At 70.3% G+C, this 21,641-nt stretch carries 47 protein-coding genes; 1 reads left to right on the top strand and 46 read right to left on the bottom strand.

What is annotated here, in order from left to right; genetic code table 11:
* Positions 1–135: 135 nt before the first annotated feature.
* From AB0I72_RS19250 to AB0I72_RS19475, 46 genes are all read right to left on the bottom strand, one after another.
* The gene (locus AB0I72_RS19250; protein ID WP_358570255.1) at positions 136–438 is read right to left on the bottom strand and encodes an HNH endonuclease; all 303 of its coding nucleotides are present in this window, start codon (positions 436–438) and stop codon (positions 136–138) included.
* 387 nt (positions 439–825) lie between these two features.
* Positions 826–1,041 carry a helix-turn-helix domain-containing protein gene (locus AB0I72_RS19255; protein WP_358570257.1) on the bottom strand — a complete coding sequence of 72 codons (216 nt, stop codon included), beginning with the start codon at positions 1,039–1,041 and terminating at the stop codon, positions 826–828.
* 201 nt (positions 1,042–1,242) lie between these two features.
* The gene (locus tag AB0I72_RS19260) at positions 1,243–1,689 is read right to left on the bottom strand and encodes a DUF6221 family protein (RefSeq protein WP_358570260.1); all 447 of its coding nucleotides are present in this window, start codon (positions 1,687–1,689) and stop codon (positions 1,243–1,245) included.
* Between the two features lie 217 nt (positions 1,690–1,906).
* Positions 1,907–2,275, bottom strand: coding sequence for a hypothetical protein (locus AB0I72_RS19265; protein ID WP_358570263.1), 369 nt, complete (start codon positions 2,273–2,275; stop codon positions 1,907–1,909).
* Positions 2,272–2,616, bottom strand: coding sequence for a hypothetical protein (locus tag AB0I72_RS19270; RefSeq protein WP_358570266.1), 345 nt, complete (start codon positions 2,614–2,616; stop codon positions 2,272–2,274). The genes AB0I72_RS19265 and AB0I72_RS19270 overlap by 4 nt, the downstream gene beginning before the upstream one ends.
* Positions 2,613–3,029, bottom strand: coding sequence for a hypothetical protein (locus tag AB0I72_RS19275; protein WP_358570269.1), 417 nt, complete (start codon positions 3,027–3,029; stop codon positions 2,613–2,615). Before AB0I72_RS19275 ends, AB0I72_RS19270 begins: the two co-directional genes overlap by 4 nt.
* A complete protein-coding gene (locus tag AB0I72_RS19280) occupies positions 3,026–3,769 on the bottom strand; it encodes a hypothetical protein (protein WP_358570272.1) in 744 nt (247 codons plus the stop codon). Before AB0I72_RS19280 ends, AB0I72_RS19275 begins: the two co-directional genes overlap by 4 nt.
* Positions 3,766–3,948 (bottom strand): hypothetical protein, encoded by a 183-nt coding sequence (locus AB0I72_RS19285; protein WP_358570275.1) that lies wholly within the window; start codon positions 3,946–3,948, stop codon positions 3,766–3,768. Before AB0I72_RS19285 ends, AB0I72_RS19280 begins: the two co-directional genes overlap by 4 nt.
* A 196-nt stretch (positions 3,949–4,144) precedes the next feature.
* Entirely contained in the window at positions 4,145–4,309 is a 165-nt protein-coding gene (locus AB0I72_RS19290; RefSeq protein ID WP_358570278.1) for a hypothetical protein, read from the bottom strand.
* The gene (locus tag AB0I72_RS19295) at positions 4,306–4,983 is read right to left on the bottom strand and encodes a hypothetical protein (protein WP_358570281.1); all 678 of its coding nucleotides are present in this window, start codon (positions 4,981–4,983) and stop codon (positions 4,306–4,308) included. The genes AB0I72_RS19290 and AB0I72_RS19295 overlap by 4 nt, the downstream gene beginning before the upstream one ends.
* A complete protein-coding gene (locus AB0I72_RS19300) occupies positions 4,970–5,308 on the bottom strand; it encodes a hypothetical protein (protein WP_358570284.1) in 339 nt (112 codons plus the stop codon). The genes AB0I72_RS19295 and AB0I72_RS19300 overlap by 14 nt, the downstream gene beginning before the upstream one ends.
* Positions 5,309–5,833 (bottom strand): hypothetical protein, encoded by a 525-nt coding sequence (locus AB0I72_RS19305; RefSeq protein WP_358570287.1) that lies wholly within the window; start codon positions 5,831–5,833, stop codon positions 5,309–5,311.
* Positions 5,826–6,035 carry a hypothetical protein gene (locus AB0I72_RS19310; RefSeq protein WP_358570290.1) on the bottom strand — a complete coding sequence of 70 codons (210 nt, stop codon included), beginning with the start codon at positions 6,033–6,035 and terminating at the stop codon, positions 5,826–5,828. Before AB0I72_RS19310 ends, AB0I72_RS19305 begins: the two co-directional genes overlap by 8 nt.
* The gene (locus AB0I72_RS19315) at positions 6,032–6,232 is read right to left on the bottom strand and encodes a hypothetical protein (RefSeq protein WP_358570293.1); all 201 of its coding nucleotides are present in this window, start codon (positions 6,230–6,232) and stop codon (positions 6,032–6,034) included. The genes AB0I72_RS19310 and AB0I72_RS19315 overlap by 4 nt, the downstream gene beginning before the upstream one ends.
* Complete coding sequence (locus tag AB0I72_RS19320; RefSeq protein WP_358570295.1) at positions 6,229–6,549, bottom strand: hypothetical protein; 321 nt, start codon at positions 6,547–6,549, stop codon at positions 6,229–6,231. The genes AB0I72_RS19315 and AB0I72_RS19320 overlap by 4 nt, the downstream gene beginning before the upstream one ends.
* Positions 6,546–6,785, bottom strand: coding sequence for a hypothetical protein (locus AB0I72_RS19325; protein WP_358570297.1), 240 nt, complete (start codon positions 6,783–6,785; stop codon positions 6,546–6,548). The genes AB0I72_RS19320 and AB0I72_RS19325 overlap by 4 nt, the downstream gene beginning before the upstream one ends.
* On the bottom strand, positions 6,785–7,564 hold the full coding sequence (locus AB0I72_RS19330; protein WP_358570300.1) for an N-6 DNA methylase: 780 nt from the start codon (positions 7,562–7,564) through the stop codon (positions 6,785–6,787). Before AB0I72_RS19330 ends, AB0I72_RS19325 begins: the two co-directional genes overlap by 1 nt.
* Positions 7,561–8,283 carry a hypothetical protein gene (locus tag AB0I72_RS19335; RefSeq protein WP_358570303.1) on the bottom strand — a complete coding sequence of 241 codons (723 nt, stop codon included), beginning with the start codon at positions 8,281–8,283 and terminating at the stop codon, positions 7,561–7,563. The genes AB0I72_RS19330 and AB0I72_RS19335 overlap by 4 nt, the downstream gene beginning before the upstream one ends.
* Positions 8,283–8,681, bottom strand: coding sequence for a winged helix-turn-helix domain-containing protein (locus tag AB0I72_RS19340; RefSeq protein WP_358570306.1), 399 nt, complete (start codon positions 8,679–8,681; stop codon positions 8,283–8,285). Before AB0I72_RS19340 ends, AB0I72_RS19335 begins: the two co-directional genes overlap by 1 nt.
* On the bottom strand, positions 8,681–8,878 hold the full coding sequence (locus AB0I72_RS19345; protein ID WP_358570309.1) for a hypothetical protein: 198 nt from the start codon (positions 8,876–8,878) through the stop codon (positions 8,681–8,683). Before AB0I72_RS19345 ends, AB0I72_RS19340 begins: the two co-directional genes overlap by 1 nt.
* Positions 8,875–9,516, bottom strand: coding sequence for a hypothetical protein (locus tag AB0I72_RS19350; RefSeq protein WP_358570312.1), 642 nt, complete (start codon positions 9,514–9,516; stop codon positions 8,875–8,877). Before AB0I72_RS19350 ends, AB0I72_RS19345 begins: the two co-directional genes overlap by 4 nt.
* Before the next feature lie 20 nt (positions 9,517–9,536).
* A complete protein-coding gene (locus AB0I72_RS19355; protein WP_358570314.1) occupies positions 9,537–9,830 on the bottom strand; it encodes a hypothetical protein in 294 nt (97 codons plus the stop codon).
* On the bottom strand, positions 9,827–10,678 hold the full coding sequence (locus AB0I72_RS19360; RefSeq protein ID WP_358570317.1) for a hypothetical protein: 852 nt from the start codon (positions 10,676–10,678) through the stop codon (positions 9,827–9,829). The genes AB0I72_RS19355 and AB0I72_RS19360 overlap by 4 nt, the downstream gene beginning before the upstream one ends.
* Complete coding sequence (locus AB0I72_RS19365; RefSeq protein ID WP_358570320.1) at positions 10,675–11,058, bottom strand: hypothetical protein; 384 nt, start codon at positions 11,056–11,058, stop codon at positions 10,675–10,677. The genes AB0I72_RS19360 and AB0I72_RS19365 overlap by 4 nt, the downstream gene beginning before the upstream one ends.
* Entirely contained in the window at positions 11,055–11,303 is a 249-nt protein-coding gene (locus AB0I72_RS19370; RefSeq protein ID WP_358570323.1) for a hypothetical protein, read from the bottom strand. The genes AB0I72_RS19365 and AB0I72_RS19370 overlap by 4 nt, the downstream gene beginning before the upstream one ends.
* Complete coding sequence (locus AB0I72_RS19375) at positions 11,300–11,572, bottom strand: hypothetical protein (protein ID WP_358570326.1); 273 nt, start codon at positions 11,570–11,572, stop codon at positions 11,300–11,302. The genes AB0I72_RS19370 and AB0I72_RS19375 overlap by 4 nt, the downstream gene beginning before the upstream one ends.
* Complete coding sequence (locus tag AB0I72_RS19380) at positions 11,569–12,144, bottom strand: hypothetical protein (RefSeq protein ID WP_358570329.1); 576 nt, start codon at positions 12,142–12,144, stop codon at positions 11,569–11,571. Before AB0I72_RS19380 ends, AB0I72_RS19375 begins: the two co-directional genes overlap by 4 nt.
* Complete coding sequence (locus AB0I72_RS19385; RefSeq protein ID WP_358570332.1) at positions 12,141–12,494, bottom strand: hypothetical protein; 354 nt, start codon at positions 12,492–12,494, stop codon at positions 12,141–12,143. Before AB0I72_RS19385 ends, AB0I72_RS19380 begins: the two co-directional genes overlap by 4 nt.
* Before the next feature lie 626 nt (positions 12,495–13,120).
* The gene (locus tag AB0I72_RS19390; protein ID WP_358570334.1) at positions 13,121–13,465 is read right to left on the bottom strand and encodes a hypothetical protein; all 345 of its coding nucleotides are present in this window, start codon (positions 13,463–13,465) and stop codon (positions 13,121–13,123) included.
* Entirely contained in the window at positions 13,462–14,316 is an 855-nt protein-coding gene (locus AB0I72_RS19395) for a phage antirepressor KilAC domain-containing protein (RefSeq protein ID WP_358570337.1), read from the bottom strand. The genes AB0I72_RS19390 and AB0I72_RS19395 overlap by 4 nt, the downstream gene beginning before the upstream one ends.
* Before the next feature lie 74 nt (positions 14,317–14,390).
* Positions 14,391–14,618, bottom strand: coding sequence for a hypothetical protein (locus tag AB0I72_RS19400; protein ID WP_358570340.1), 228 nt, complete (start codon positions 14,616–14,618; stop codon positions 14,391–14,393).
* Complete coding sequence (locus AB0I72_RS19405; RefSeq protein ID WP_358570343.1) at positions 14,615–14,761, bottom strand: hypothetical protein; 147 nt, start codon at positions 14,759–14,761, stop codon at positions 14,615–14,617. Before AB0I72_RS19405 ends, AB0I72_RS19400 begins: the two co-directional genes overlap by 4 nt.
* Entirely contained in the window at positions 14,758–15,069 is a 312-nt protein-coding gene (locus tag AB0I72_RS19410) for a hypothetical protein (RefSeq protein ID WP_358570346.1), read from the bottom strand. Before AB0I72_RS19410 ends, AB0I72_RS19405 begins: the two co-directional genes overlap by 4 nt.
* Entirely contained in the window at positions 15,062–15,400 is a 339-nt protein-coding gene (locus AB0I72_RS19415) for a hypothetical protein (RefSeq protein WP_358570349.1), read from the bottom strand. Before AB0I72_RS19415 ends, AB0I72_RS19410 begins: the two co-directional genes overlap by 8 nt.
* On the bottom strand, positions 15,397–15,915 hold the full coding sequence (locus tag AB0I72_RS19420; protein ID WP_358570352.1) for a hypothetical protein: 519 nt from the start codon (positions 15,913–15,915) through the stop codon (positions 15,397–15,399). The genes AB0I72_RS19415 and AB0I72_RS19420 overlap by 4 nt, the downstream gene beginning before the upstream one ends.
* Positions 15,915–16,892, bottom strand: coding sequence for a helix-turn-helix transcriptional regulator (locus tag AB0I72_RS19425; protein WP_358570355.1), 978 nt, complete (start codon positions 16,890–16,892; stop codon positions 15,915–15,917). Before AB0I72_RS19425 ends, AB0I72_RS19420 begins: the two co-directional genes overlap by 1 nt.
* Positions 16,889–17,179: a WhiB family transcriptional regulator gene (locus AB0I72_RS19430; protein ID WP_358570358.1), complete on the bottom strand. Its 291-nt coding sequence runs from the start codon at positions 17,177–17,179 to the stop codon at positions 16,889–16,891. Before AB0I72_RS19430 ends, AB0I72_RS19425 begins: the two co-directional genes overlap by 4 nt.
* On the bottom strand, positions 17,176–17,724 hold the full coding sequence (locus AB0I72_RS19435) for a hypothetical protein (protein WP_358570361.1): 549 nt from the start codon (positions 17,722–17,724) through the stop codon (positions 17,176–17,178). Before AB0I72_RS19435 ends, AB0I72_RS19430 begins: the two co-directional genes overlap by 4 nt.
* Complete coding sequence (locus AB0I72_RS19440) at positions 17,721–18,173, bottom strand: SsgA family sporulation/cell division regulator (RefSeq protein ID WP_358570364.1); 453 nt, start codon at positions 18,171–18,173, stop codon at positions 17,721–17,723. Before AB0I72_RS19440 ends, AB0I72_RS19435 begins: the two co-directional genes overlap by 4 nt.
* Complete coding sequence (locus tag AB0I72_RS19445) at positions 18,170–18,475, bottom strand: hypothetical protein (protein WP_358570367.1); 306 nt, start codon at positions 18,473–18,475, stop codon at positions 18,170–18,172. Before AB0I72_RS19445 ends, AB0I72_RS19440 begins: the two co-directional genes overlap by 4 nt.
* Positions 18,475–19,335, bottom strand: a complete 861-nt coding sequence (locus tag AB0I72_RS19450) for a hypothetical protein (RefSeq protein ID WP_358570369.1) — start codon at positions 19,333–19,335, stop codon at positions 18,475–18,477. The genes AB0I72_RS19445 and AB0I72_RS19450 overlap by 1 nt, the downstream gene beginning before the upstream one ends.
* 2 nt (positions 19,336–19,337) lie before the next feature.
* Positions 19,338–19,580 carry a hypothetical protein gene (locus tag AB0I72_RS19455; RefSeq protein ID WP_358570372.1) on the bottom strand — a complete coding sequence of 81 codons (243 nt, stop codon included), beginning with the start codon at positions 19,578–19,580 and terminating at the stop codon, positions 19,338–19,340.
* Positions 19,581–19,778, bottom strand: a complete 198-nt coding sequence (locus AB0I72_RS19460) for a hypothetical protein (protein WP_358570375.1) — start codon at positions 19,776–19,778, stop codon at positions 19,581–19,583.
* A complete protein-coding gene (locus AB0I72_RS19465) occupies positions 19,775–20,008 on the bottom strand; it encodes a hypothetical protein (protein WP_358570378.1) in 234 nt (77 codons plus the stop codon). The genes AB0I72_RS19460 and AB0I72_RS19465 overlap by 4 nt, the downstream gene beginning before the upstream one ends.
* Positions 20,005–20,664 (bottom strand): hypothetical protein, encoded by a 660-nt coding sequence (locus tag AB0I72_RS19470; RefSeq protein WP_358570381.1) that lies wholly within the window; start codon positions 20,662–20,664, stop codon positions 20,005–20,007. The genes AB0I72_RS19465 and AB0I72_RS19470 overlap by 4 nt, the downstream gene beginning before the upstream one ends.
* Positions 20,657–21,445: a Rad52/Rad22 family DNA repair protein gene (locus AB0I72_RS19475; RefSeq protein ID WP_358570849.1), complete on the bottom strand. Its 789-nt coding sequence runs from the start codon at positions 21,443–21,445 to the stop codon at positions 20,657–20,659. The genes AB0I72_RS19470 and AB0I72_RS19475 overlap by 8 nt, the downstream gene beginning before the upstream one ends.
* Between AB0I72_RS19475 and AB0I72_RS19480 the strand changes: the two genes are divergently transcribed.
* A complete protein-coding gene (locus AB0I72_RS19480) occupies positions 21,404–21,634 on the top strand; it encodes a hypothetical protein (protein WP_358570861.1) in 231 nt (76 codons plus the stop codon). The genes AB0I72_RS19475 and AB0I72_RS19480 overlap by 42 nt on opposite strands.
* The last annotated feature ends 7 nt before the right edge of the window (positions 21,635–21,641 follow it).

Below are 21,641 nucleotides of genomic sequence, written 5' to 3' on the forward strand. Positions count from 1 at the left end.
TCAGCCATAGTGACAACCAGTCACACCCCCACCCCCCGGGATCACCAGGGGTAACCGCCCGCCGGTGTCCGACCCTGGCCCCGAGTGCGCCCCTACCGACCCCGGCGGGTGCGGACCCACCTGGGTGGGGTTGGACTACCAGGGGCGGCTGTTGGTCTTCTGCCGGGGTGTGGGTCCGGTGCGGTTGCCACGCGAGGAGTTACACCTGCGGTGAGCCTCACGGTGGTTGCCAGGGTCGAGGGGGTCACCACCGTGGCTGAGCGGTATGGCGTGGTCCAGGGTCCAAGCGTCGCGGTGGTTCGGGTCGAGCTGGCTGAGCTGCATGTCGATCGCGTGGCCACACCACCAGCACACGTGCGAGCCTTCGCGCTTGAGTCGGGCCTTGGCGCGGGCGAGTGGTCGGCCGCTGCGTCCGCGCCTGTAGTCGAGGGAGGTCATGTCTCACCTCGTGTCTGGGTGTGCTCGATGGGCTGTGGGTGGCGCGGGGCCAACGCGTGGGGAGGGGTTGGCCGCGGGCGTGCGTGCGGGAGGTGGCCGGTATGTGGGGGTGCCCTGTGTGGGGGCGTGGGTTCCCGGCGTGGGGGTCTGGCCCCTGAGGGGCCCCTGTGCCCGGTGGTGTTGGCCGGCCCCTGGGCAACTGGGTGCCCGTGGCGTGGGAGTGCCCCGCCCTCAGGGAGTCCGCCCCCAGGATGAGGTGAGGGCGGGGCAGGTACCCGGCGAAGGGGACGCAACCAACACGGTGCCGGGTACGACAAACGCCCGGGGCGGACCTCCGGGCGTTGGGTACATGCGTGCGACTCTGAGATCAGAGTAGGACACGCAAGGTCAAGCGGGCAAGCGGGCGCCGGGGCGGCCACGGTTCCGGCGGGCCCGCTGACGCGCCTCGGCCTCGAACAGCGCGTTGGCGTTGACGTGGCCGAGCCGGAGGGTGAGCTGTCCGGCGGCGATCCACCGGTTGATGGTGCGCACGGACACCCCGGCTTCCTCAGCGGCCTCGGCCTTGGTGTACCAGCGGTGGCGCGGGTCAGGGTGGTCGAGCATCGTGTCCTCCTCATGCCAGCGGGGAAGACTACCCGGAGATTCTCCTCACCCGAACGGCTCGTTACCCTCCAGCTCGAAGCAGTGTGCACCTGAATGATCGGCCAGCAGCGTGCACACCCACCTGTCCTCTTTCACGAACGTGTTCTGACTGCTGGTGGAATGGCCAGTCGGGTGCCTCGAACTTCAGTGGCGGTAGTTCGGTCACGGTCGCCATTCCTCCTGGTAGTCGGGGTGGTCGGTATAGACGGCGGCGAGCTGGCGGAACAGCCGGTCCACGCGGGCGTCACGACCGCACTCACACGGGCCGTCGGCCATGTCATCGTTGCCGCACTCACCCCCGTCGTTCTCTTCGGTGGCGGCTGGGCAGGTGTACCAGGAGTCCTCGACCACGACGTGCTTCTCGGCGAGTGCACTGGCGATCAGACCCCGTTTCGCTTCGATCTCCCGCAGCACCCGGGCGGGATCATGGCGGACCATGTGGGTGGCGTCCTGGGCGCTGACTCCGCCTTCTTCGCGGTCCATGGCCACACCGGGGCTGACGACGGCTGCGTCGCCCTGAAGGTGCACTGACCACGGCGCCGGGGTCGCAGCGCGCGCCGCCTGCTCGTCCTCGTTGATGCGCGCGTTGAGGAAATCGACGATCATCATGACCTGACCTCCCCTATCGTTTGCCACGCCCGTGTCTCGGGGTTCCACCAGGAGTCCTCACATTCGTACCCGACGCCCTCGTGATCGGGGCGGGCGCACAGCCACGCCCCTGATGGGTCGGGCTTCACGATGTGCTCGACGGGGCGGATCTCCACACGGACAGTGCCGGTGGGGATGACACCGCCCCGGGCGAACAGTTCAGGGCTGGGGTTGCCGCTCATGAGCTGGTCTCCTTGGGTGCGAGCTGGGCGATCCGGAGCGCTTCGGAGAGCGGGACGTCGACCGACGCGGGGATCAGCTCGACTTCGTCGTCCGCAGCGAGCGGGTCGATCTCGATGCCGTCTACCCTGCTCGCTCTGATCGGGTTGTGGATGGTCTCGATCTCGTACACCTCGATGGTGTGGTGCTTGGCCAGCTCCGGGAGCAGGTAGCGACGGACTAGGGCGGCGAGCGGCCACTGGGCGTCGTCCCAGTCGATTCCGTGCTCGTCGAGGTAGTCCAGCCACTCGTCGGGCGTATCGCCGTCTCCGAAGCCCCATTTCGAGAGCAGACCAAAGCTGAACAGGGTGACGGTGGGTTCGGTCATGCTGCCTCGTCCTCCTTCCGGGGTTTCTTCTGGAGGTCGGCGAAGAACCCGACGACGCCGAACAGGGCGATAGCCGTGCACACGATGGCCGCCGCGATCCACCAGCCTCCGAGGTTCCACAACGCCCACGCGCCGGCGCCGAACCCGGCGGCGATGGCTCCGCCGAGGGTGACGCCTGCCCAGTCGCGGCGGTGGCCGAGCCGCGTCTCGATCTCGTGGGTGAGGTCGGGTGTGCCGAGCCAGGCGTCGGCGACCTCCAAGCCGGCGCTGTTCAGGGCGTGGAGGGCCCGGTTCTTGGTGACGGTGTCGGCGTCGTCGATGCGGATCCACAAGTTGCTCATGCCTGTCCCTCCTGAGGACGCGTCGCCTCGTACTGTGTGCGCTGCTCAGAGAACACCTTGCCGACGGCTGCCAGGTCCCACCCTTCGACGACCAGTACGAGCCAGTCCCCGGGGTGGGCCTTGCCGAATCGGTTCCATTCGTGGGTGACCCTCTTCGGGTTGTGGTCGAAGGGGTGCCTCCGGGTGTACTCGACGGGGTTGCCCACTTCGACGCCGGGGCAGACTTCGCGGTCCTCCTGCCAGGAGTGCCAGCGCAGCTCGTGCCAGGTGCGGACTTCGATAGGGCCTTCATGGACCTCGTACTCCATGACGTCGTCGGCGAGTTCGTGGGCTTCCGCGTCAGGGCGGTTGGCGAACACCGCCTGGACTCGGAAGTCGGAGTATTCGCCTGCGGTGGCGAGGTAGACCTTCATGACGCCATCCTTCCTGCCTGCTCCTCGACGTGAGCGTCGTATTCGGTAGAGGTCATGACCCGGTTGCAGCCGGAGTTCTCACACCGAACCAGCTCACGATCCTCCTCCCAGATCAGGGTGCGGCGGTCGCACCGCGGGCAAGGGGTGGCCTTCCGGCGGCCGGGAGGTCGGGCCTTTGCCAGGTGCTGGAGGACGCGCTGCCACCGGAGCACACCGAGCCCGAACTGGACGCTGCCGGGGTGGTTGAGGATGTCGTCCAGCCGTTCCAGCAGCCAGGCGATGACGATGGAGCGGGCAGCCGCCCCGCGGGACCTCTCCGGTCGGGGCCCGTACCCGCGGGCCTCCCGCCAGTCGGCCTCCGTGGTGGCGAGGAACCCGTACAGCTCGTCGAGGTGGTCGGCCGCCGGGGACGGGGACGGCGCGGACTTTGTGGTGCGGACCTTGTCGGAGTCGTCGGCGCGGCCCCGGTGCCCGTCGGCTTCGGCGGCGACCAGGGCGGCGAGGTTCTCCAAGTCGGCGAGCGCGACGCGGATCGCGCCGCGGCACCGGCGGCACCACACGGGATCGCCGGACACCCAGTCGATGTCGGGCTCCTCGGGCGGCGTGGGCCGATCGCCTCGGGTGGCGGGGTCGGCGGCCTCCCAGTCGTCGAGCGCGGTCCGCCACGCGGTGATGGTGTCCTCGTAGGCGTACCGGGCCTGGCGGGCCCGACGGTTGCAGAGTCCTGGGCAGTCGGTCATCGGTAACCTCTGAGTCGCTCGACGAGTAGTTGAGTGACCAAGCCGACGATGCCGCCAAGGATCACCATGGGGCTCGTGACGAGCAGCCACGGCCAGGCAAGGACGTCTTGGGCGTACAGGTAGACAACACCGAACGCTGTTGCGGCTCCGGCGCAGGAGCCGGTATACCAGCCGGTCATGGTCGCCTTCCTGCTCGGTTCGGGGCGCGGTGGACGGATGGGTGCCGCGGGTTGGGGTCGTTGCGGTGTGTGCGGCGCGGCCGGTGTTGGGGCCCGGCGGTGAAGGCCGCCCACGCGCGAGGCATACCGCGTTTGGCCAGGTGCCAGCCGGTCCCGAAGTAGCAGACCAGGACGGTGGCGATGATCAACAAGATGGTCACGAGTGCCCTCCCTCGTCCTTGGGAGGGCGCGGCCCGTCCGACATCGCGCACGCGACCAGGTACAGGGCCTCCATGCGGGTGAACCCGGCCTGCTTGAGGCTGATGAAGTACTCGTGGCAGGCGATGGCCGACTGCTTCAGGTTCATCGGGTGGTCGTTCACGGTCGTCTCCCAGCGCGTCGTGGAGTGATGGTCGCGGACAGCTGCTGTGGGTCGGGGCCGCGGCGATGGTTTCGGCGGGGCTCCCGGGCGGGTTGGCCGGTGAAGGCGACCCACGCCTTCGGGTTGGGATTCTGCGGTGGGCGCGGGCACAAGGTCCAGTGGTTCGCCCGGAACTGTCGATAGGCGGATCCCACAGCGTCCCGGGCCTGCTCGAAGGCGGGCTGGAGCGCCTCCATCGTGCGGTTGACCTGGGTTTCGATAGTGCGGTGGTACGCCACAGCCACCTCGATGAGCGCCTCCGCCCAATCTGGCGAGGGGGCGTCGAACGGGACGACATCGGGCTCTGGGCCGACCATGACCGGTCCTGACGTGACGACCCCATGGGCGTAGTCGTGAGCCTTGATGCGCATGGAGACGCACGGCCGGTCAAGGGCGACGTCCTGGATCATGGGTCGGATCTCGTGGCCGTCGTCCTCGTCGTAGGCGCCCGGGCCCGGTTCCCAGCAGGTGCACATCTGGTTCCGTTCCACGAGGATCGTGTGCCATCGGACGGGGCCGACCTGCTCGCGCTCCCACTCCAGGAAACCGGGGTCGGTCCAGTGCAGGTCCTCGGCGCGGCGGATCGCGGCGCCGACCGCGGCGAGGGTGCGGCCTGTGTCCTCAACCTTGGGCATTGCCACCTCCGCGGTGTCGGGCGATCGTGCACTGTGAGCAGATGGAGATTCCCCAGCCTTCGCCCTTGAGGGGGTTGGGGATGGTGTCACCGGACTCGTGGCCGCCGTACTCGCGCCCGCACAGCAAGCACGGCAGCCAGTAGTACCCGTGGGTGGTGGCGTAGGCGTGGTGAAGGCGACGCCATGCGTAGGGCAGCAGCCGCACCCACTTTGCCGAGCGTGGTCCGCTCTCGGCGACGGCCTCCGGTGGGTTCATTCCGAGGCGCCGGTACCACAGGCGCTGCGGGAGATCGGGTGTTCGGAGGGTGAGGGCGATGCGCGGCACTCAGGCCACCTCTCCTCGGTGCTCTTCAGACATCTCCCGAACCAGGCGCTCGGCGTCCTTGCGGCCAAGGACGTAGGGCGAGTTGTGCGGTTCCTTCGGGTATTCGGCGAAGAACTGCTCCATGTCGGTGTGCAGGGCGTCGGCGACAGTCTGGAGGAAGGTGCCGCGCTGACGTTCGATCTCGGCGTCCACGGCCTCCATCACGGCGTCGGCGAGGTCGGTGAACGAGCGCCCCCAGAAGGCGGCCGTCCCGGGTGGGTCCCACGGGTTGGTGGGCGGCATGGGGTGCTGCCTGATCTTGGTCTCGGTGGCGGCCGCGATGCGGTCCCGCAGGGCACGCCTGTCCTCAGCCGGGTGCGTTGTCGGAGCTGTTGTCACCCACGTGGTGGGCTCCTCCCGGTGGCCGCCCAGCTCGGCGAGTACTGCGGCGGTGATGTGCTCGCGGTCGGAGAGGGCGAGGAACCGGTCGCGGTCGTCTGCGGCACGAGTAATGGCGTTGAACACGCGGGCGTGCAGGTCACTCATCGGTGACCTCCTCGTCGTCTGGCCGGTCATCGGTGGGCAGTCCGGATGCGTCGAGGTCGGCACCGGACTCCCAGCGCATCGCGTCGTATCGGTGGTGCCAGATGTCGGATTCCATCGCGGCGTTGAGGCGGCGGCTGATCTCTGCCTCGTCGGCGGAGTCGAGCTCGCGCAGCTGTTCGGTGATCTCCTGGTGTGTGCTCACCGGGTGTCCTCCTGGTGGTGCGCCCGGGTGATGCGCACGCCGGGCCGGAGCCGCACGCGGGTCTCGTACGGCAGATGAGCGCGGATACGGATCTCGGTGCCGTCCGGGCCGGGCCCGACTGCGAGGATCTCCGCGTCGTAGGGGTCGGCCCCGGGTTCGGTGATGGTGACCTGGTCGCCGACAGCGATCGTGCTCATGACGCAGCCGCCTCCTCAGGCTGCTCGCTGGCGCGATACACGGCGAGCTGTTCGGCACCGACGACGAGGATCTTGACGCCGGGCAGGTTCTTCTTGAGGTCGCGCGCGAACTGCCGGGCCGCCTTGGGCTCTTCGCTGTTGGCGACGCGAACGATGAGGGTGTCGCCGGGGCGGATCACCAGGCCCTCGACGACCGTGAGCGTCGGGCCGTCGCTGTGCGGCTGCGACGCACCGGCCGGGCCGGGCGGCGGGGGCGGCGGCTCGGGTGCGGGTTCGCTGATCCGCGCCCCGGGAGCGAGGTAGGGGTCGGTGTTCATCGGGTTCCTCCGATCAGGTGACGCCAGCTCCCCCACCAGGGGCGCGGGCGTGGCGGTGTGGCGCGCCCAGCGGCGGCGGTGGGGTGCTGGCTGGCGCCGGGCGGCGGGGTTCCGGTTTGCTGGTCGCGGTCACCGGCGAAGGTGTGCCAGCCGAAGATGTCGGCGTACACGCGACCGTCGCGGTCAGGGCCGTGGTCCTTCTTGGCCAGGTGGCAGATGCGGCACGTCGCGCTCATCAAGCACCTCCCGCGAGAAGGGACTCTTGGCTGCGGGGCGGGTACCGCTCGGCCAGGGCCGGGGGTTCGTCCCCAGCCAGGGTGTTGCCGACGATGACGTGGTCGTCCATGAACGTGATCGGGGCCCGGCCGTCGATCTCCCACCACAGGGCGGTCCTCGTGAGGTCGACGGCCACGCGGTCGATGTCGACGCCGAAGATGCACTCGGTGAGTACCAGCGGCAGCGCTGTGTCTGCGTCGCCGCCTCGGGCCGTGTAGGTGGTGGTCAGCCACCGGGCTGCTGCGACGAGGAACACGCCGGCGCCGCATGCGGGGTCGTAGGCGTTGATGGCGAGGACGGCGTCGGCCCCGATACCGGGGTTGTGCTCGTCGGCTTGGCTGAGCGCGGCCCCGAGGGTGAACTGGCACATGCCCGCGGCGAGCTCGGGGGGCGTGTACCAGCTGCCCTGGGCGCGCCGGTGCGGGTCCGGGGAGCGGACGACCCGGCCATCGACCAGGTCGTGTTCGAGGAGGGTCTCGTACAGGGATCCGATCGCACCCATGTCGGTGAAGTCGAGGTCCATGTCCGTGAGCAGGCGGGCCGATCCTTCGGCGGCGTCGGCGGGCACATCGGCTCCGGGAGGTAGCGGCCAGGGCATGCGCAGGTTGCGACGCGCCGATCCGAGGTTGGCGGCCTGGCGCATGAGGGCCTGTTTGACCCACTCCCAGTCGGCGCCGTGCCCGGTGGCGGTGTCGGCGAGCTGTTGGGCTGCGACGATGATGGTGTTCTTCGGGCTCATCGGGCGGCCCTCCGGCGTTGGGCTGCCCGGAACCGCACGGTGGTGGGGCGGTGTTCGGCGACGTGGGTGACGTCGCGTCGCCACATGCGCCGGTCGCGCATCCACAGCCGGGAGGGTGTTTCGCCTTCGTGCCACAGCTCCAGGAAGGCGATCCGTGCGGTGCGGACGTTGTGGGCGAGGCTCTGGTACTTGATGCCGAGCAGGTCGGCGGCCTGCTGGTAGTCGCCGGTGATGGAGAGCGCCCACAGGGCTCGCCTCTGGCGGGGCACCAGGAGCGGCCAGATCTGTGCGACTGTCTGGGCGTCGACGACCCGGTCTTCGGGGCTGGGCGTGTGGCGGGCGGCGAACCACCAGTACCGCTCGAAGCCGACGGGACGATGGCCGTCGTCAGCCCACCGGCCAGCGCCGCGGTGGCGAAGTGTGGCTCCGATGACGTCGTCGACTCCGCGTCGACCCATCTGTCGCAGGTAGGTGGGTGAGGGCGGGTCCTGCTCGGTGAGGAGGGTGTCGAGGATGGCGTCGTAGGCGGCACGGTAGCGCTCGCCGAAGTCCGCGGAAGGGAAGTGGCTGGATGCGGCGGCCCACCGGGCCTGTTCCTCGATGTCGGCGAGGGTGTAGCCGTGGCGGATCTCGTCCTCAGAGCGTGGGTTTCGTGGCGTCGGGTCGTTTCGCCACCACAGCCAGTCGCGACCTCCGGGGTCGTAGTAGGTGCGCTCCATCACACCTCCCCGGGGTCGAACCGGTAGCCGACGGAGTCGACTGTGATGATCCTGCGGGGGTGCTGGCCGCTCTCGCCGAGCTTGGCGCGCAGGTGGCCGATGGCCACGTTGATGACCTTGGACTCCACGGGGAACTTGTACTTCCAGACCTCGCGGAGGAGCTCTGGGCGGGTGACGGCGGTCCCGGCGCGGGCGGCCAGGTAGAGGAGGAGGTCGTACTCGTGCGGGGTCAGGTGCACCTCGGTGCCGTCGACCCACACGCGGCGCTCGGCCGGGGCGATGCGGACGCCGTGGACGTCGAGGTCGTGGCCGGCGGCCAGGCGAGCGGCGGCGCGGGCGACCTCGTGGAGGCCGTAAGCGGAGCCGAGCTGTGTGAGGGCGTCGTCGAGGGTGGCCATCAGACCCCTCCCGTGTCGGCGAGACGGAGGTCCATGCCGACCCACTCGCCGTCGTCGCCTACGAGGGCGTCGACCTCGACCGGTTCGTAGACCAGCCCGGTGCCGTCCGGGTCGATGTCGGTCGCCAGGACAGGCCACTGGCCGTAGCCGTCAGCGATGATCTCGTTGAGGTGGTCGCGGAGCTGGATCGCGTTCACATCGCCTCCAGGTCGAAGAGGGCGGGCTGCTCGGGTGCAGGGTTCTGGGTCGGAGCTGGTGTCGGCCGGGACGATCGGGCGGGTGGGAGCGTCGCCGCGGGTGCCGCGGGGCGGGCAGCGGAGCAGGAGCACGCGCAGCGTCGGGGCGGGTTCCACACCAGGTGGGGTGTGTCCTCGCGCCAGTAGATGTCGGAGCCGTCGCTGTCGCGGATCCACGTCTCGTGCAGGCGGGGCCATGACCAGCCCGAGCAGCCGCGGTGGTAGCTGCGGGAGCAGCCGTCGCAGACCGGCGAGGCCAGGTGCAGGCACGAGTTCTGCCCCATGTAGTTCGGTTGGAGGGTCCGGCGGCCGAGGCGGGGCCGGTGGACCTGCTCGATCACCTGGTCGGCCTCGACCAGGGGCATCGGTGAGGGCATGCGGCGGGAGGTGCACGGCCAGCACCGGCAGACCGTCCGGCAGGCGTGGCCGACGATCCACACAGGTACTGCGGCCAGAAGGGTTTCCGGTTGGGGCTGCGGGACGTCGGTGTGCTGCTCCCGGCAGTTCTCGCACCGGCCCCAGCGGCAGGGGCACGAGCACGGGCACCAGCCCGGCCAGCCCGGCGCGAACCTGCGTCCGGCGATCACGTGGTCGCGCACCCACCGCGCCTCGTCCGGGGTCACCGGATGCCTGCCGTGCGCATCCGCCGGTACAGGTCCCGTTCCGCCCGTGCGCGAGTCCACCCGGCACCGCACCGGGTGAGACCGGGAGGGAAGGGGGTGGGCTCGGCGAGGTAGCCGCTGAACGCTCTGCGGACCGCCCGCCAGCGACCGGCGCGGGCCTGCTCGATGACGCATCGGGCGCTGTAGCGCAGGCGGGAGAGCGCCTCGCTGTACCGGCCCGCGTGGCGCGCCCAGCGGTAGGCGCACAGGAGGTCGTCGAGGACTGCCACGGGGTACACGTCAATCTTCATCGGCTTCCGCCTTCCGAGACGGGTGGCGTCTCCTCCGCGCCCTCTTGGGCGCGGTCAGCGTCGAGGCGCATCTGGTGGTCGGCCTGCTCCAGTGCGACCCGGGTGATGTCTCCGGCCAACAGGCTGATGATGTGGCGGATGTGTCCCGCGATCGGTTCGTTACGCACCTGGGGGACCTGCGGCCAGGGCCGATGGTCGTGCTCGAAAGCGTCGAGGACCTCGTCGAGTCCGGCAGGGCGGATCCAGTCGCTCGTGGCGTACTCCTGGCGGGTACGCAAGCGATCCAGCTCCTCCTCCAGCTCGCGAATACGAGCGTCCCGAGTGTGAGCCTCCTGCTCGATCAGGGGGAGCAAGGCCGCGGGGAGCGCCCCCCGGTAGGCCATTCCGTTCGGGCGGTCCAGGACGTTGTGGACGACGGTGACGATCCGTTCGCGCAGGTCGTCGCGGTCTCCGGCGTCCACCTGTATGGGCCCGTCCTGGGCGAGCTCCCCGGCGGTGCCCATCATGCGGATGGCTGTGGCGAGGGTCTGCGGGCTGCTGCCGTCGGCGCGTTCGACTTCGCGGGCAGCGGCGTTGAGGGCGTCGCGGACACCGTCCCGGTAGGACGCGGGCCGGGGGGCAGCCTCCTCGACAGAGACCAGGTGGCGGTGGTCCACGTGAACGTCCACGCCGGGGTAGCGGGTGATGGCGTCGTGGACGCCGTACAGGCCCTCCTCGGAGAACAGCTCACCCTCGATGACCTCGGTCATGCCCCAGGGGCCACGGGTGACGATGACACGCGCCCGGCATCCGACGAGCGCGTTCAAGGCCGCGCGGGCGTCGGCGGTGGGCAGTGAAGTTGAGCTCATCGGGCACCGCCCCCCAACCAGGCCAAGGCCTCCTTGTCGAACCCCACCGGTGCGTGCTGGGAGGCAGGGTCGAAGGCGTGCGCGGCCCGGACGGCGCGCTCGAAGACGTCCCAGGAGCGGCCGAAGTAGCACCAGCCACCTTCGAGGACTAGCGGGTGGCGGGTGAAGGCGATGGTGACGCGCCAGTTGAAGATCATCTCCATCACCTCGACGCGCATCGCTCCGACGTCGCGGACGTGCCACACCAGCGGCAAGGCGGTAGCGGTCACGGTGAGCGGGTCGCCGTCGGCGCCGGGCACGGTCAAGGTGTCGCCGACGTTGAGCTGGTGTCGCAGCTCGAAGCGCAGCCGGGGCGAACGCTGGTCGTCCAAGGCGGTCATGGGCACTCTCCGAAGAGGTCGGGTCGGCGGATGGTGTCGACGCGCCGGGCCGGTGGATCCATGGGCCAGTCGTCGTAGGCGTCGGTCTCGCAGGGACACGGGCGGCGGAGGTCAGCGACCGCGTCGACCAGAGCGAGCACAGCTGCGGCGGTGGCGAGTTGGGCCTGCATCTGGCCTCGGGCCGGGTCGATCTCCTGGCGGGCCTCGGCGATGTGTCGTTCGGCTTCACTGCGGTGGTTGATCACGCCTCCCCCTCTCGGGTGAGCTGGCGGCGGATGTGGTCGGCGTAGGCGTGCACCTGCGTCGCGGTGGCCGGAGTGCGCTCCGGCCGGGGCTGCCACGGTTCCGGCCGGGCCGCGGTCGGCCGCCATCCGAACCCCGCCAGCTCGGTCAGTAGAGCGGCGGCCCACACCTCCGGGTCGGGCCGGTCTGCGGCGGGCTGACCGAGTAGCTCGGTCAGGCGACGGGCGATGAGCGCAACGGCTTCATCGCGGGCCTGCTCTCGGGTGGTCACGTCCCTCTCACCTCCTGGTCGAGGACGGCGCGGGCGGCCTCCAGGCGGCCCGGGTGGTAGCCGGTCGGCAAGTCGCGGCGGCCCGCGCCGAACACACGGCAGGGGCGGCCCACGTCCATGCGGCACCCCTCCACGGGGCAGGGCACAGCCAGGGCGGTACGGCGGCGCACGTAGTCGGGTCCGCGGGCGGCGACGTACTCCGCGCTGGGTTGGGCTGGGATCGGGCGCGCCCCGGCGGCGAGGGCCTTGGTAACGGTGCGGCCGTCGGCGACGGCGGCCAGCATGCGCTGGAGCTGGGCGGAGTAGTCAGCGGCGTCCGGGTCGGCCGGAGGGATCATCCGGTCGACGCTGCGTAGGCGCTCGGCGCGGGTGCGCTCCACGATCGCCCGCAGGTGGCCAGGCTTGAGCCAGTCGGTGGACGTCGCGTAGTGCTCGACGACGGCTTCCAGGGTGTCCTCGAAGGGCAGGTCGCCGATGGCTTCCAGCCAGGCGGCGGCTACGGCCTTGTCGGGGTGGCGGCCGTCGAACCCTGAGGCCTTGGCCAGAACCATGAGCATCTGCTGATCGCTCATGCGCCGAGGCCGTTTGTGCTTGTGCCGGTCGTGTGCCATTCGGTTCCCTCCAGTTCCAGCACGTCGGTGGCGGTCGGGTTGTCGGCGAGCGCGAGCCAGCCGTTGACCTTGTCGGTGGTGGTGGTGCGCTGCTGCGGGGCGCGGCGGGGCGTCGGCGGGGCGGCCCTCTTGTCGTGCTCCCTGCGCATCCAGTTCTTCCAAGTGCGCACCCAGTCGACTTTTCGGGCCTTGGCGCCGGGCACGGAGAGCCAGAAGTCCATGAAGGCCTCGTGGTCGCGCATCCCGCAGGTGGGAGCGTTCTCACGTGCCCAGGCCTTCATCTCCTCGGTCGGGGTGAAGTCCTCGGGCACCCGGGTCCCTCGGTCCGTGCGCTTCTTCTTGGTCGTGTCGTCTGTCTGGCCGGACGCGTCAGCGTCGGCGCTCCCCCCTGCACCCCCAGCAGACGTAGAGGGGTCCTGGGTACCTGCACCATCAGAGGGGCCCGGGTCGGGCCGGGTCGGGCGACTCGCCCCCGAATCGGTGGACCGATCGGGTACCCGATCGCTTCCTGATTCGGCGTCCGATGGGTGTTTCTGCTGGCAGTAGCGGCATGAGGAGTCTGTGACGCCTCGCTGCTCGTGCCAGCGGCGGTGGTTACCGATCGCTCCCCCCGATGACTGTCGATCGCGTGCGGCGATCGCCTCCGATCGGGTCGGGTTGTAGTCCGCGAAGTCGTGGAACCGGTATCCGCCCTTCGTTCGCGTCCACAGCCCTGTGGACACCAGCTCCTTCGCCAGCGGCTCCGAGCCCGGGATCAGTCGCGGCAAGGCGTGGTCTGGCACGAACCCTTCGGTCAGGTTCGCGCTCGACCAGGCCCCAGCGACGACCCACAGGCCCAGAGCAGCGGCCGAGGTCGCCAGCACCTTGGGGTGGGAGTGGAACGAGTCGTCTACCTTGAACCAGGTCATCCGCGGCGGCCCCCCTTCGTTCTGGTGGTTCAGGCCTGCGTTCGCGGGGTGCTGCGCTGCACCTGGGCGACGGCCTCGCTCAGGTTGGCCTGGCTGGAGCCGTGGACGTGGATCGTTAGTGTGACGAAGGTGGCCGCGGTGCGCTCCGTGGTCGTCGGCGCGGTCGCCATGAGGGCGGCGGCCAAGGCGAGGGTGGCGCGGGCCTGCGCTTCGGCGGCCAGGGCCGCGCCGGTGGTCGGATCTCCCCCGTCCCCGTAGGTGAAGTGGTTCGCCCGGTCTGCCAGGTGCTCGGCGTCGTTGGCGAGGCGGTGGTACTCGTCGGTGTGCCACTCGCGGACGCTGCGTTCCGGTGTGGGGCGTTTGGTGCTGGTCATGCGGCGTCGCTCCCTGATGCGGGCAACGCGAGCTGGCGGACCGCGCCGAGGCGCCTGTGCAGCTCGTGCAAACCCTTGATGGTGATGCGGATCTGGGGAGTTCCCACGACCCGCTCCTCGGTCTTGGGGTGGGTGTAGGTCTGCGGCAGCTCGGTGAGACGGCCGGTGTCCACGGCGGACTGGTACGCGCGCCACCGGCCGTCGCCCTTGGCGCGGAACACCCAGCCCTCGGCAGCGATGTGATCGAATAGCCGGTCGCGGCCCATGGAGATCGCGGGGTCGCGTGAGAGCACCTTGGCGGCATCGGCGACGGACAGGTCACCCTCGCTGCTGGCCAGGTACTCCCAGGACTCGGCCTTCGGCAGGGCGACGGCCAGCTCCGCCTGCACGCGCTCGCGGGCCTCCTCAGCGTCAGCCGCAGCTCGGAGTGCTTGGGCGTAGGTCTGCGGGACGGCCACAGCCGGGGTGCGCTCGGCGGTGAGCAGGTGAGTTCGAACCTGGCGGGCGACGTAAGAGTCGCGCAGCAGCATGCCGACGCGGAGGATGGCCCGGCGCGGCAGCAGGGTCAGAGAGGCGGCCCGAGTGCGGAGCCCACTCTCCGCCTTGAAGGCGGAGAGTCGGGCGCCGGTCAGGACCTGGAGACCGTCGGCGTCCAGCTCCTCACGGTTGACGCGGATGGCCTTCTCAACAGCGTCCGGGTGGACCTCGTAGTAGGTGGCGGTCTGCTCGATCGTCGCGTACATCGTGCGGGGCATGAGCGTGAGCGCCTTGACCTTGTCGAGGACCTCGACGCGGTCGGCGTGCTTGCTGCGCAGGGTGCGCGACTCGGTCAGGATCAGGTCGTCGGACACCGGGCCTCCTCCTCTCTGGTTGGGCCGCGCCCGCCGCGGAGTCGGTGTCACGCGGCGGGCGCGGAGCTGGGTGGTCAGTCGGCCGCCTGCTGGGCGGCTCCTACGGGAACTCCGACTCCTCCGGCCAGGGCACTGATGTCCATGGGGTGGGCGACGAGCGCGAGGGTGGCGTGCACCTGGGCTGCGGCGATCAGCCGGGCTGCGTGCTCGGTGCGCTCGGCGGTCGCGGCGTCGGCGGCGGTGTAGTACCCGGACACGGCGAGGAGCTCCCGGGCGGCGTCGGCGTGATCGGTTCTGGTCATCGGGTCACCACCAGGAGCAGGTCGACGGGTCCGGCCTGGTCGAGCAGGACCTGGATGAGGGCGAGGGTCACCAGGAACGAGCAGATCCCGGCGAGGATGGCCTGTCCCCAGGTCGGGGACCAGCGGCGGTGCGGGGACTTCACTCCGGGCTCCTCTCTGTGGTGCGGGCCTTGATCGCGTCCTCGACGAGCCGCAGGATGCAGTCGGCGTGGAAGTCGTAGCGGCGCGGCCGGTTCTCCGGCTTCTGCCTCTGCTCCCAGCCGATGCGGCGATCGCGGCCCGCGGGCGGCCAGAACAGCCGCGCCCACGTCGTACTGGGCATCTCGACCCGGTGGGCGATGAACCCGTGGGTGAGGGAACCAACCTCGCCGGGCTCGCCGTCGGGGATCTCTTCGTCGCAGATGTCGCAGACGGTCATGTGGGTGGGCTTGGGGCGAACGGCCTTAGCCATCAGTGGCCTCCTCCCTCCCGTCCGACCCAGGCCGGGTGTCCTGCATCCGCCGGTGAGCTCCGGGGCGGTGGTACGGCGGCATCACCCGGATCTCATGCGTGTCGGGGTCGGTCTCGCTCGGCACCGCCACCTCGACGGGTTGCAGGAGGGCGCCGATCAGCTCGGTCCGCTGGTCGCGGTCGAGGTGGAGTTCGGCGGGTCGGTCGCCGATGGTGAGGGACACGACCGCGGACCCGTCCGGGTAGAGCGTGCCGATGCGGCGGCCGTGGGTGCTGGTGATGCCGAGGGTGATGCGGTGGTCCTGCCTGACCTGGGATTTCATGGTGTTCATCCGTCCTGCTCCTCGTCGCCGTCGTCGCGTGCGTGGTCGAGGGCGGCGGTCAGGCCGGTGGCCACGGTGTCGAGCTCGTGGCGGATCTCCGACAGGGTGAGCTGTTCGGTGCGGTTCACGCGGCGGGCGTAGGCGGCCCAGTGGCGCAGGACTGCGGTCAATCGGGCGGCCTCGATGGCGTTGAGCAGGCCGCCGGTGAGTTCGAGGGTGCGCTCGTCGAGCTGCATCTCGCCGTCCTCGTCGAGCGTCCCGTGGGCGGTGCGCTGGAGGTACAGCGCCCGCTGGGCTTCGCGGAGGGCGGCCTCCTGGTCGGTGGAGGCGATCTCCAGCGCGGAGATGCGGGCCTTCACCCACAGCCCGGCTTCGCTGTCCGGTGGCGGCGCGTTGCGGTCCTCGGGCTTGATCTCCGCGACCGCCATCAGTCGCAGGCCTGGAGTGTCGTAGAGCTTGGTGACGTAGGGTTCCAGCGCGCGCTCGGCAGCCGGGGACACCTTCGAGTCGATCTTGAGCTTCATCAGGCAGCCTCCTCGGTGTCCGGGTCGAGCGGCACCAGGACGACCTGGTAACCGAGCACGTGGGCGTAGTCGGTGAGCGTGTCCGCGTTGGGGACGGACTGCCCGTGCTCCCAGGCGTAGACAGTGGCCTCGCTGTATCCCGTCCGAGCAGCTACAGCTCGGGCAGACAGCTTGGCCTCCTTGCGTGCCGCCTTGAGCTGCGTGATCAACGGGTGCGGTACGGACACGGGTCCCTCCTTGGGTGCGGGTACGGCGCGGATAGTGAGCGGCTGGCCTCCGAGGTGGCCGGTCAGGGTGATGTGGGACAGCCCGCCCGGGTAGCGGTGTGTCCGCTCGGGCCTGTCCTCGTCGAGCCAGATGACCCACTCGGTGAGCCAGTCGCGGACCCACCGCAGGGGCGGATGCCCGCGCTCGTGCAGCGCGGCGTCGATCAGATCGCGCTCCGGTGCGCCGTGGGCATAGGTGTAGGTGACGGTGGTGGTCTCGCCGTCGACCTCCACGCGACCAGAGGCGAGGGACGGCCGGGCCTGTAGGACGGCGTCGACCGTGAGCCGTTCCTGCTCTGCGGTGTGGGTGGGTCCGAGCAGGGCCTCGAAGTCGTCGAGGAGCCGGGCGGCCCGGTCCTTCATCTCCTGGTAGGACATGGGCCTCATACCGCTAGCCGGGTCGGGACGGCGCGGGCATCCGTCATGGTCGCGGGTGCACCAGTGCAGTCCGTAGGCGTCAACCGCGCCGTTGAGGTGGGTAGCGGCGGCCAAGCCCCGAGCCAGAGCGTTGAACGCCTGCGCGGCGGTACGTCGGCCGCCGGACGACTTCGCGAGGAACTGCAAGCCGTCGCCCTTGTGGCCTGTCTCGCGGCCGGTGTTCGAGCAGACGACCAACAGCTCCGCACGGGAGTGCCCCGTGAGCTGGAGGATGTGGAGCGGCACCGCAACGCGCAGGCCTTCGACGAGCGCCGGATCGTGGGTCGTGGTCACGCAGCCACCTCCCGCACCTGGCGGGCACGACGCTTCCGACGGCGACGCTCGGACCGGCGCTCCTCGGCGGTCATACCACCTCGAATCCCGTACTGGTTCACGTGGCGGAGCTCGTCGTCCAGGCACTCCGCAGCGACCGGGCACCGCTGGCAGATCCGAAGGGCGATCTGCTCGCAGCTCGCGGTGTGGTCGGGGCGTCCGCCGTCGTCGAACCCGTAGAACAACCAGAGCGGCAATCCCCGGCACTCGGCGCGTGTGCGCCATGCGTGATCGTGAAGGTTCCTCATCGCGCCGCCTCGGGCCACGCGATCTTGTCGAGGGCAGCACGGTGGGCTTGTGGGAGCGTCAGCTCTGGGTGGCCGAGTGCGTCCAAGCCCATGTGGCGGAGCCACGCGGCGTCGACCATGTTGTCGTCGCGCAGGTCGGTGCCAGTGCGCTTGAACAACGCCATGCGCATGTCCGGCTTGCCCGCGCCTCCCCGGCCGGTCGCGTACTTCTTCAGGCTGGCGGGTGGCACCAGCGCGTAGGGGATGCCCACCTCGATCAGCAGGGCGCGGACGACGCCGTGCACCATGCCGAGCTTGGCGATGGAGTTGGCGCGGACCGGGGGGACTTCTTCGAGCACGACCAGGTCCACCCACCGGTTCATGCCGCGTGTGCCGGGTGGGCAGCCACCGACGACGGTGCGCACGGCGTTGCGGATGTCGAGGAGTCGGGTGTCGCCGTCACGGTCGGAGCCGATGATGTCGGGGGCCCCGGTGTCCCAGGCGACGCCGGTCGCGGAGATGGACAGATCCAGGCCAACGACTCGGAGGGTGCTGCTGGTGCTCATGACGCACCCCCGGCGAGGATCTCGGCGAGCTCGGCGTCCACGTCGCCCTGCTGGTGAAGGTGCTCGGCGCCCTTCGGCACGAGCGTGTACACCCGGGTGAGCCACTGGGCGACCTGCCAGATCGGCAGGGCCAGCGTCGCCTGACCGGCCGGGGACCGCAGGGTGATGTTCAGGGTGGGGCCGTTTCCCTTGGCGACACGGACGTCCCCGTGTCCCGTCCCTTCTTGGGTCATGGCGGCCGCGCACCCAAGCAGGTCTCGCGCGAAGATCCACGTCACCCTCACGGGTGGGCAGGAGCACCCGGAGTCGTGCCCGGGGCTGGTGACCACCATGGTCACCTCGTAGGGGCGGTCCGCGTCGTAGATCAGCTCCACGGCGGTCACCGACTCGCCGACAGAGGTGGGGCTCGTGATCGGGACGTTGTGCATGAGGGTGGTCACAGGGGTCATGACACGCTCCCGTTCTCGGCGGGCGGGGTCCAGCCGAGCTGCACGAGCTGGTCGTGGGCCACGTCCGGCGGCATCCACCCCAGGTGGATGAGGGCGTCCCGGGTCTCGTCGGGGACGGTGATGACCGCGTCGGTGTCGACCACTGCGCTTTCGCGGAGCTTCAGCCCGAGCGTGACTTCGGTGAGCTGACCTACTTCGGCAGCCACGGTGACGGCGCGGACCACGTTGCTGATGTCGTCTCCGTCGAGCTCGACTTTCCCGCGGCCGACGTGGTCGACGTTCAGTGTGAGCCTCTTGATCATCAGGTGCTCCTCTTCTTCTCGCGCCGGGCGCGCTGGGCGGCGCTGGCGGCGCGGGTGCAGTCGGCGCAGGGCTGTTCGCCGCGGTACCGGTGCTGGCTGTATCCGGCCGGTGTGCCGTGCTTGATGGGTTTACGGGGCCGCGCCGGGGCGTCGGGGGTGGCCTTCTGAGGCTTCTGGCGGTTGGCGTGCCGACAGGGCTCGCACGGGTCTTCCTTGCGGCGCAGGTGCCGCTGGTAGCCCTGTCGGGTCCCGCACGCGATCGGGACCCGGCGGCGGGTCGGTGCAGGGGGCGTGGCCTTCGCGCGTGGTGCCTTGGTGGTGCGCTTGGGCGTCTTGGGTGTGGCCGGACGGGCGGCGGTCTGCGGCGGTGCGCGGCGCGGTTCCGGCTTCGGCTCCGGCGCGGCCGGGGGGTGTTCGACCGGGGCATCCTGTGCCGGGACGGTGTCGCGCCGGAGGGACGCCGGGATGAGCGGTTCGGGTCGCTCGATCGTCGGTGGTGGTGTGGGCTCGCGGCCGACGGGCTGCTCAGGCAGGACGGGTGTCTCCAGTGCCCATTCGAGTCCGAGCGCCTCCAGCGACGTCCGGGCCAGGTTCATGTCGTCGTCGTGGTCAGGGTGGTCGCAGGTGCCGTGTGCGCCGGGCGGGCACAGCGTCGGGCATCCGCACGCCGACGCGCAGTGGTGCCGGTTGGTGAGGCGGCGCACCATGATCCCCGCGAGGCTGCGCTCGGCCTCCTCGATCTGGCGGTCCCGTTCGGCATGGGAGATGTGCAGGGCGTGGCGGCCCCGGTTGATCGTGTCCACGTCCAGAGCAGGACGGCGGGCCGCAGCGGCGTTGTGGATCTGGAATTCGAGGGCCACGGTCACCACCCCGCCTTCTGGGAGAGGGCAAACACGGTGCGGGCGCACGGGTCAGCTTCTGCGACGAACTCGAAGATGATGTCGTCGAAGGCGTCCTGATCGTCGCTGACCAGGTCCCGGATGTGCTCGGGGTGGCCGGGCATGTCCTCGATCACGGCGGTGTGCAGGATGCGGCGGCGCACTCGTGCGGCGCGCACGGCGATCGCGGTTTCGGCGGTTGCGACCAGGTCCTGGATGGTGCGCACTCACACCACCTCCTGAAGGTGCTCGATCAGCGGGGTCTCGTGGATGGCTGCGGAGTCGCCGAAGCGGTCGCGGAGTTCGGTGCGCACCTGCGCTCGGTGGCCGCTGCACAGCACGTAGTCCTGGCGGGTGGCGGGGCAGGTGACCCGCACCTCGGCGGGCTCGTCGCAGCTGTAGCGGGAGCAGTAGACGTGCCTCACTGGTCCACCGCCTTCGAGGGGGCGGACAGGGCGCGCGAGGTTCCGCAGTGGCCGCACTGCTGGGACAGCTTGGTGTTGAGCTCGCGGAGAGTGGTGTTGTGCCGTCGCTGCTGGAACAGGGCGATCTGGGTGGCGTCGGCGCGGCGGCCCATGATCAGCCAGGTGAAGGCGAACCCGATGGCGATGCCGCACGCAAGCCCGGCGCCGAGCGTGATGGCGAAGCTGGTCATGACACATCCCCCGTCGGCATCGGGCCGAACGCGGCGGTCTCGCCGCCGTCGTTGGCGTCGTCCGGTGCGGCGGTGGTTGCCTCGATGGCGGGCACCAGGGAAGTGCCGACTCCGGCCAGCTCGCCGCGGTGCCAGGCCTCCAGGACGGCCTCCTCTGCCCCGCTGCTCGGGGTGAACGAGAACGCGCCGGTGACGGGCCTGTAGTCGACGTCGGCGACCTTGACCATCTCGCCGGTGCTGCGGTCGGTGAGAGTGCCGTCGTCGGTGAGGGCCTCGTCGAGCTTCCTCAGGAAGGCATTGCGGACGGTACGGCGGAGCAGGTCGGGGCGGGTCTCACGGATGACGGCGAGCAGGTCGGCGTCATCCAGCGCGGCCGGGTCGATCTCCTCAACCAGCTCGGCCGGAGCAACCCGGTCGACCAGGTCGACGAGTGCCTCCTGGTGCCAGGTGACCTTCCGGCGCGGCCCGCCGATGGTCAGGGACCCGGCGGATTCCCCGGACGGCATGAGCACGTCGATGCTCTTGACGCCCATGCTGGTGCGCAGCTCCTTGAAGTAGATCTCGGCTTCGCTGCGGGCAGTCGTGTACTCGGCTTCGACCCGGTCGGACAGGACACGGAGCGCGGCCACGCGCGCGGGGTGGGACAGGTCAGGCACGGCGACCTCCTCGGTGGTCGGTGGTCTGCGGGGCCTCGGCTGCTGCATCCTGCGCGGCGGCGATCTGCCCCGAGCCGGGATCGCGGGTGATCGCCGCGAGGCGCTGCTTGCCCGCTGCCTGCAACTGGTCAACCCACTCGGGGGCGAGCCCGGCGCGCGCCTCCTCGTTCACGCGACGCGAGATCGCGTTGAGCGTCGCGTGGTCCGTGGCTTCGGAGATGTCGCGGAGCAGGGTGTCCACGAGGAGGGCGTCCTCCTCGTTGCTGGGGACGTCCACAGGACCGGTCTGATGGGTGATCTCCATGTCCTTGGGCGGGTGCGCCATCGACCAGATGACGGACGCCTGCGCCTTGAGGTCGTCGGGGCCCTTGCGGTACAGGCTGAGCCCGAGCTGGTCACCGAGGTTGACGGCGGCGCGCTTGAGTCCGCCGGTGAGCGCGGCCTTGAGCGCGAGGTCGTGTGCTGCACCGTGGGTGACCTGCTTGGATGCCTCCTCGACTGCGCCGTCGTCCCAGAAACCGAGTACGCGGCCGTCGAGGGCGCGGACGATGAGACGCACCTGAGCCCGGTAGGTCGCCCAGTAGCGCACCCCGCCCTCGGTCGTCTCGGTCGGCGGGACCGTCCGAACCAGGTCGCGGATGCAGGTCGCCTCCAGCGTCTGCGTCGACCAGCCTCCGAACCCGAAGATGCGGGTCAGGCTCCTGCGCACGTCCCACCCCTGGAGGTGGGCGTTGCCCCGATGGACCCGGACACGGGCAGGGTCGATCGGTCGGAACAGCACGTCGATCTGGTGGTCGGTCAGGTCCTGGGGGCCTGCTTCGACGTGTGGGGCGGCCAGGCCGGAGGCGTGAGCCAGGGGTGCCTCCGGCCCGGCCGCAGGGGCGGACGCAGGGCGGGTCTTCGGGCCACCCCCCTGGGGGCCCTCTCCGCCCTTGGCTCCCTGCGCGCCAGCCACACGCGCGCGGGGTGACGTTGAC

This window comes from Nocardiopsis sp. NPDC049922, from assembly GCF_040660275.1.
Taxonomy (GTDB): domain Bacteria; phylum Actinomycetota; class Actinomycetes; order Streptosporangiales; family Streptosporangiaceae; genus Nocardiopsis.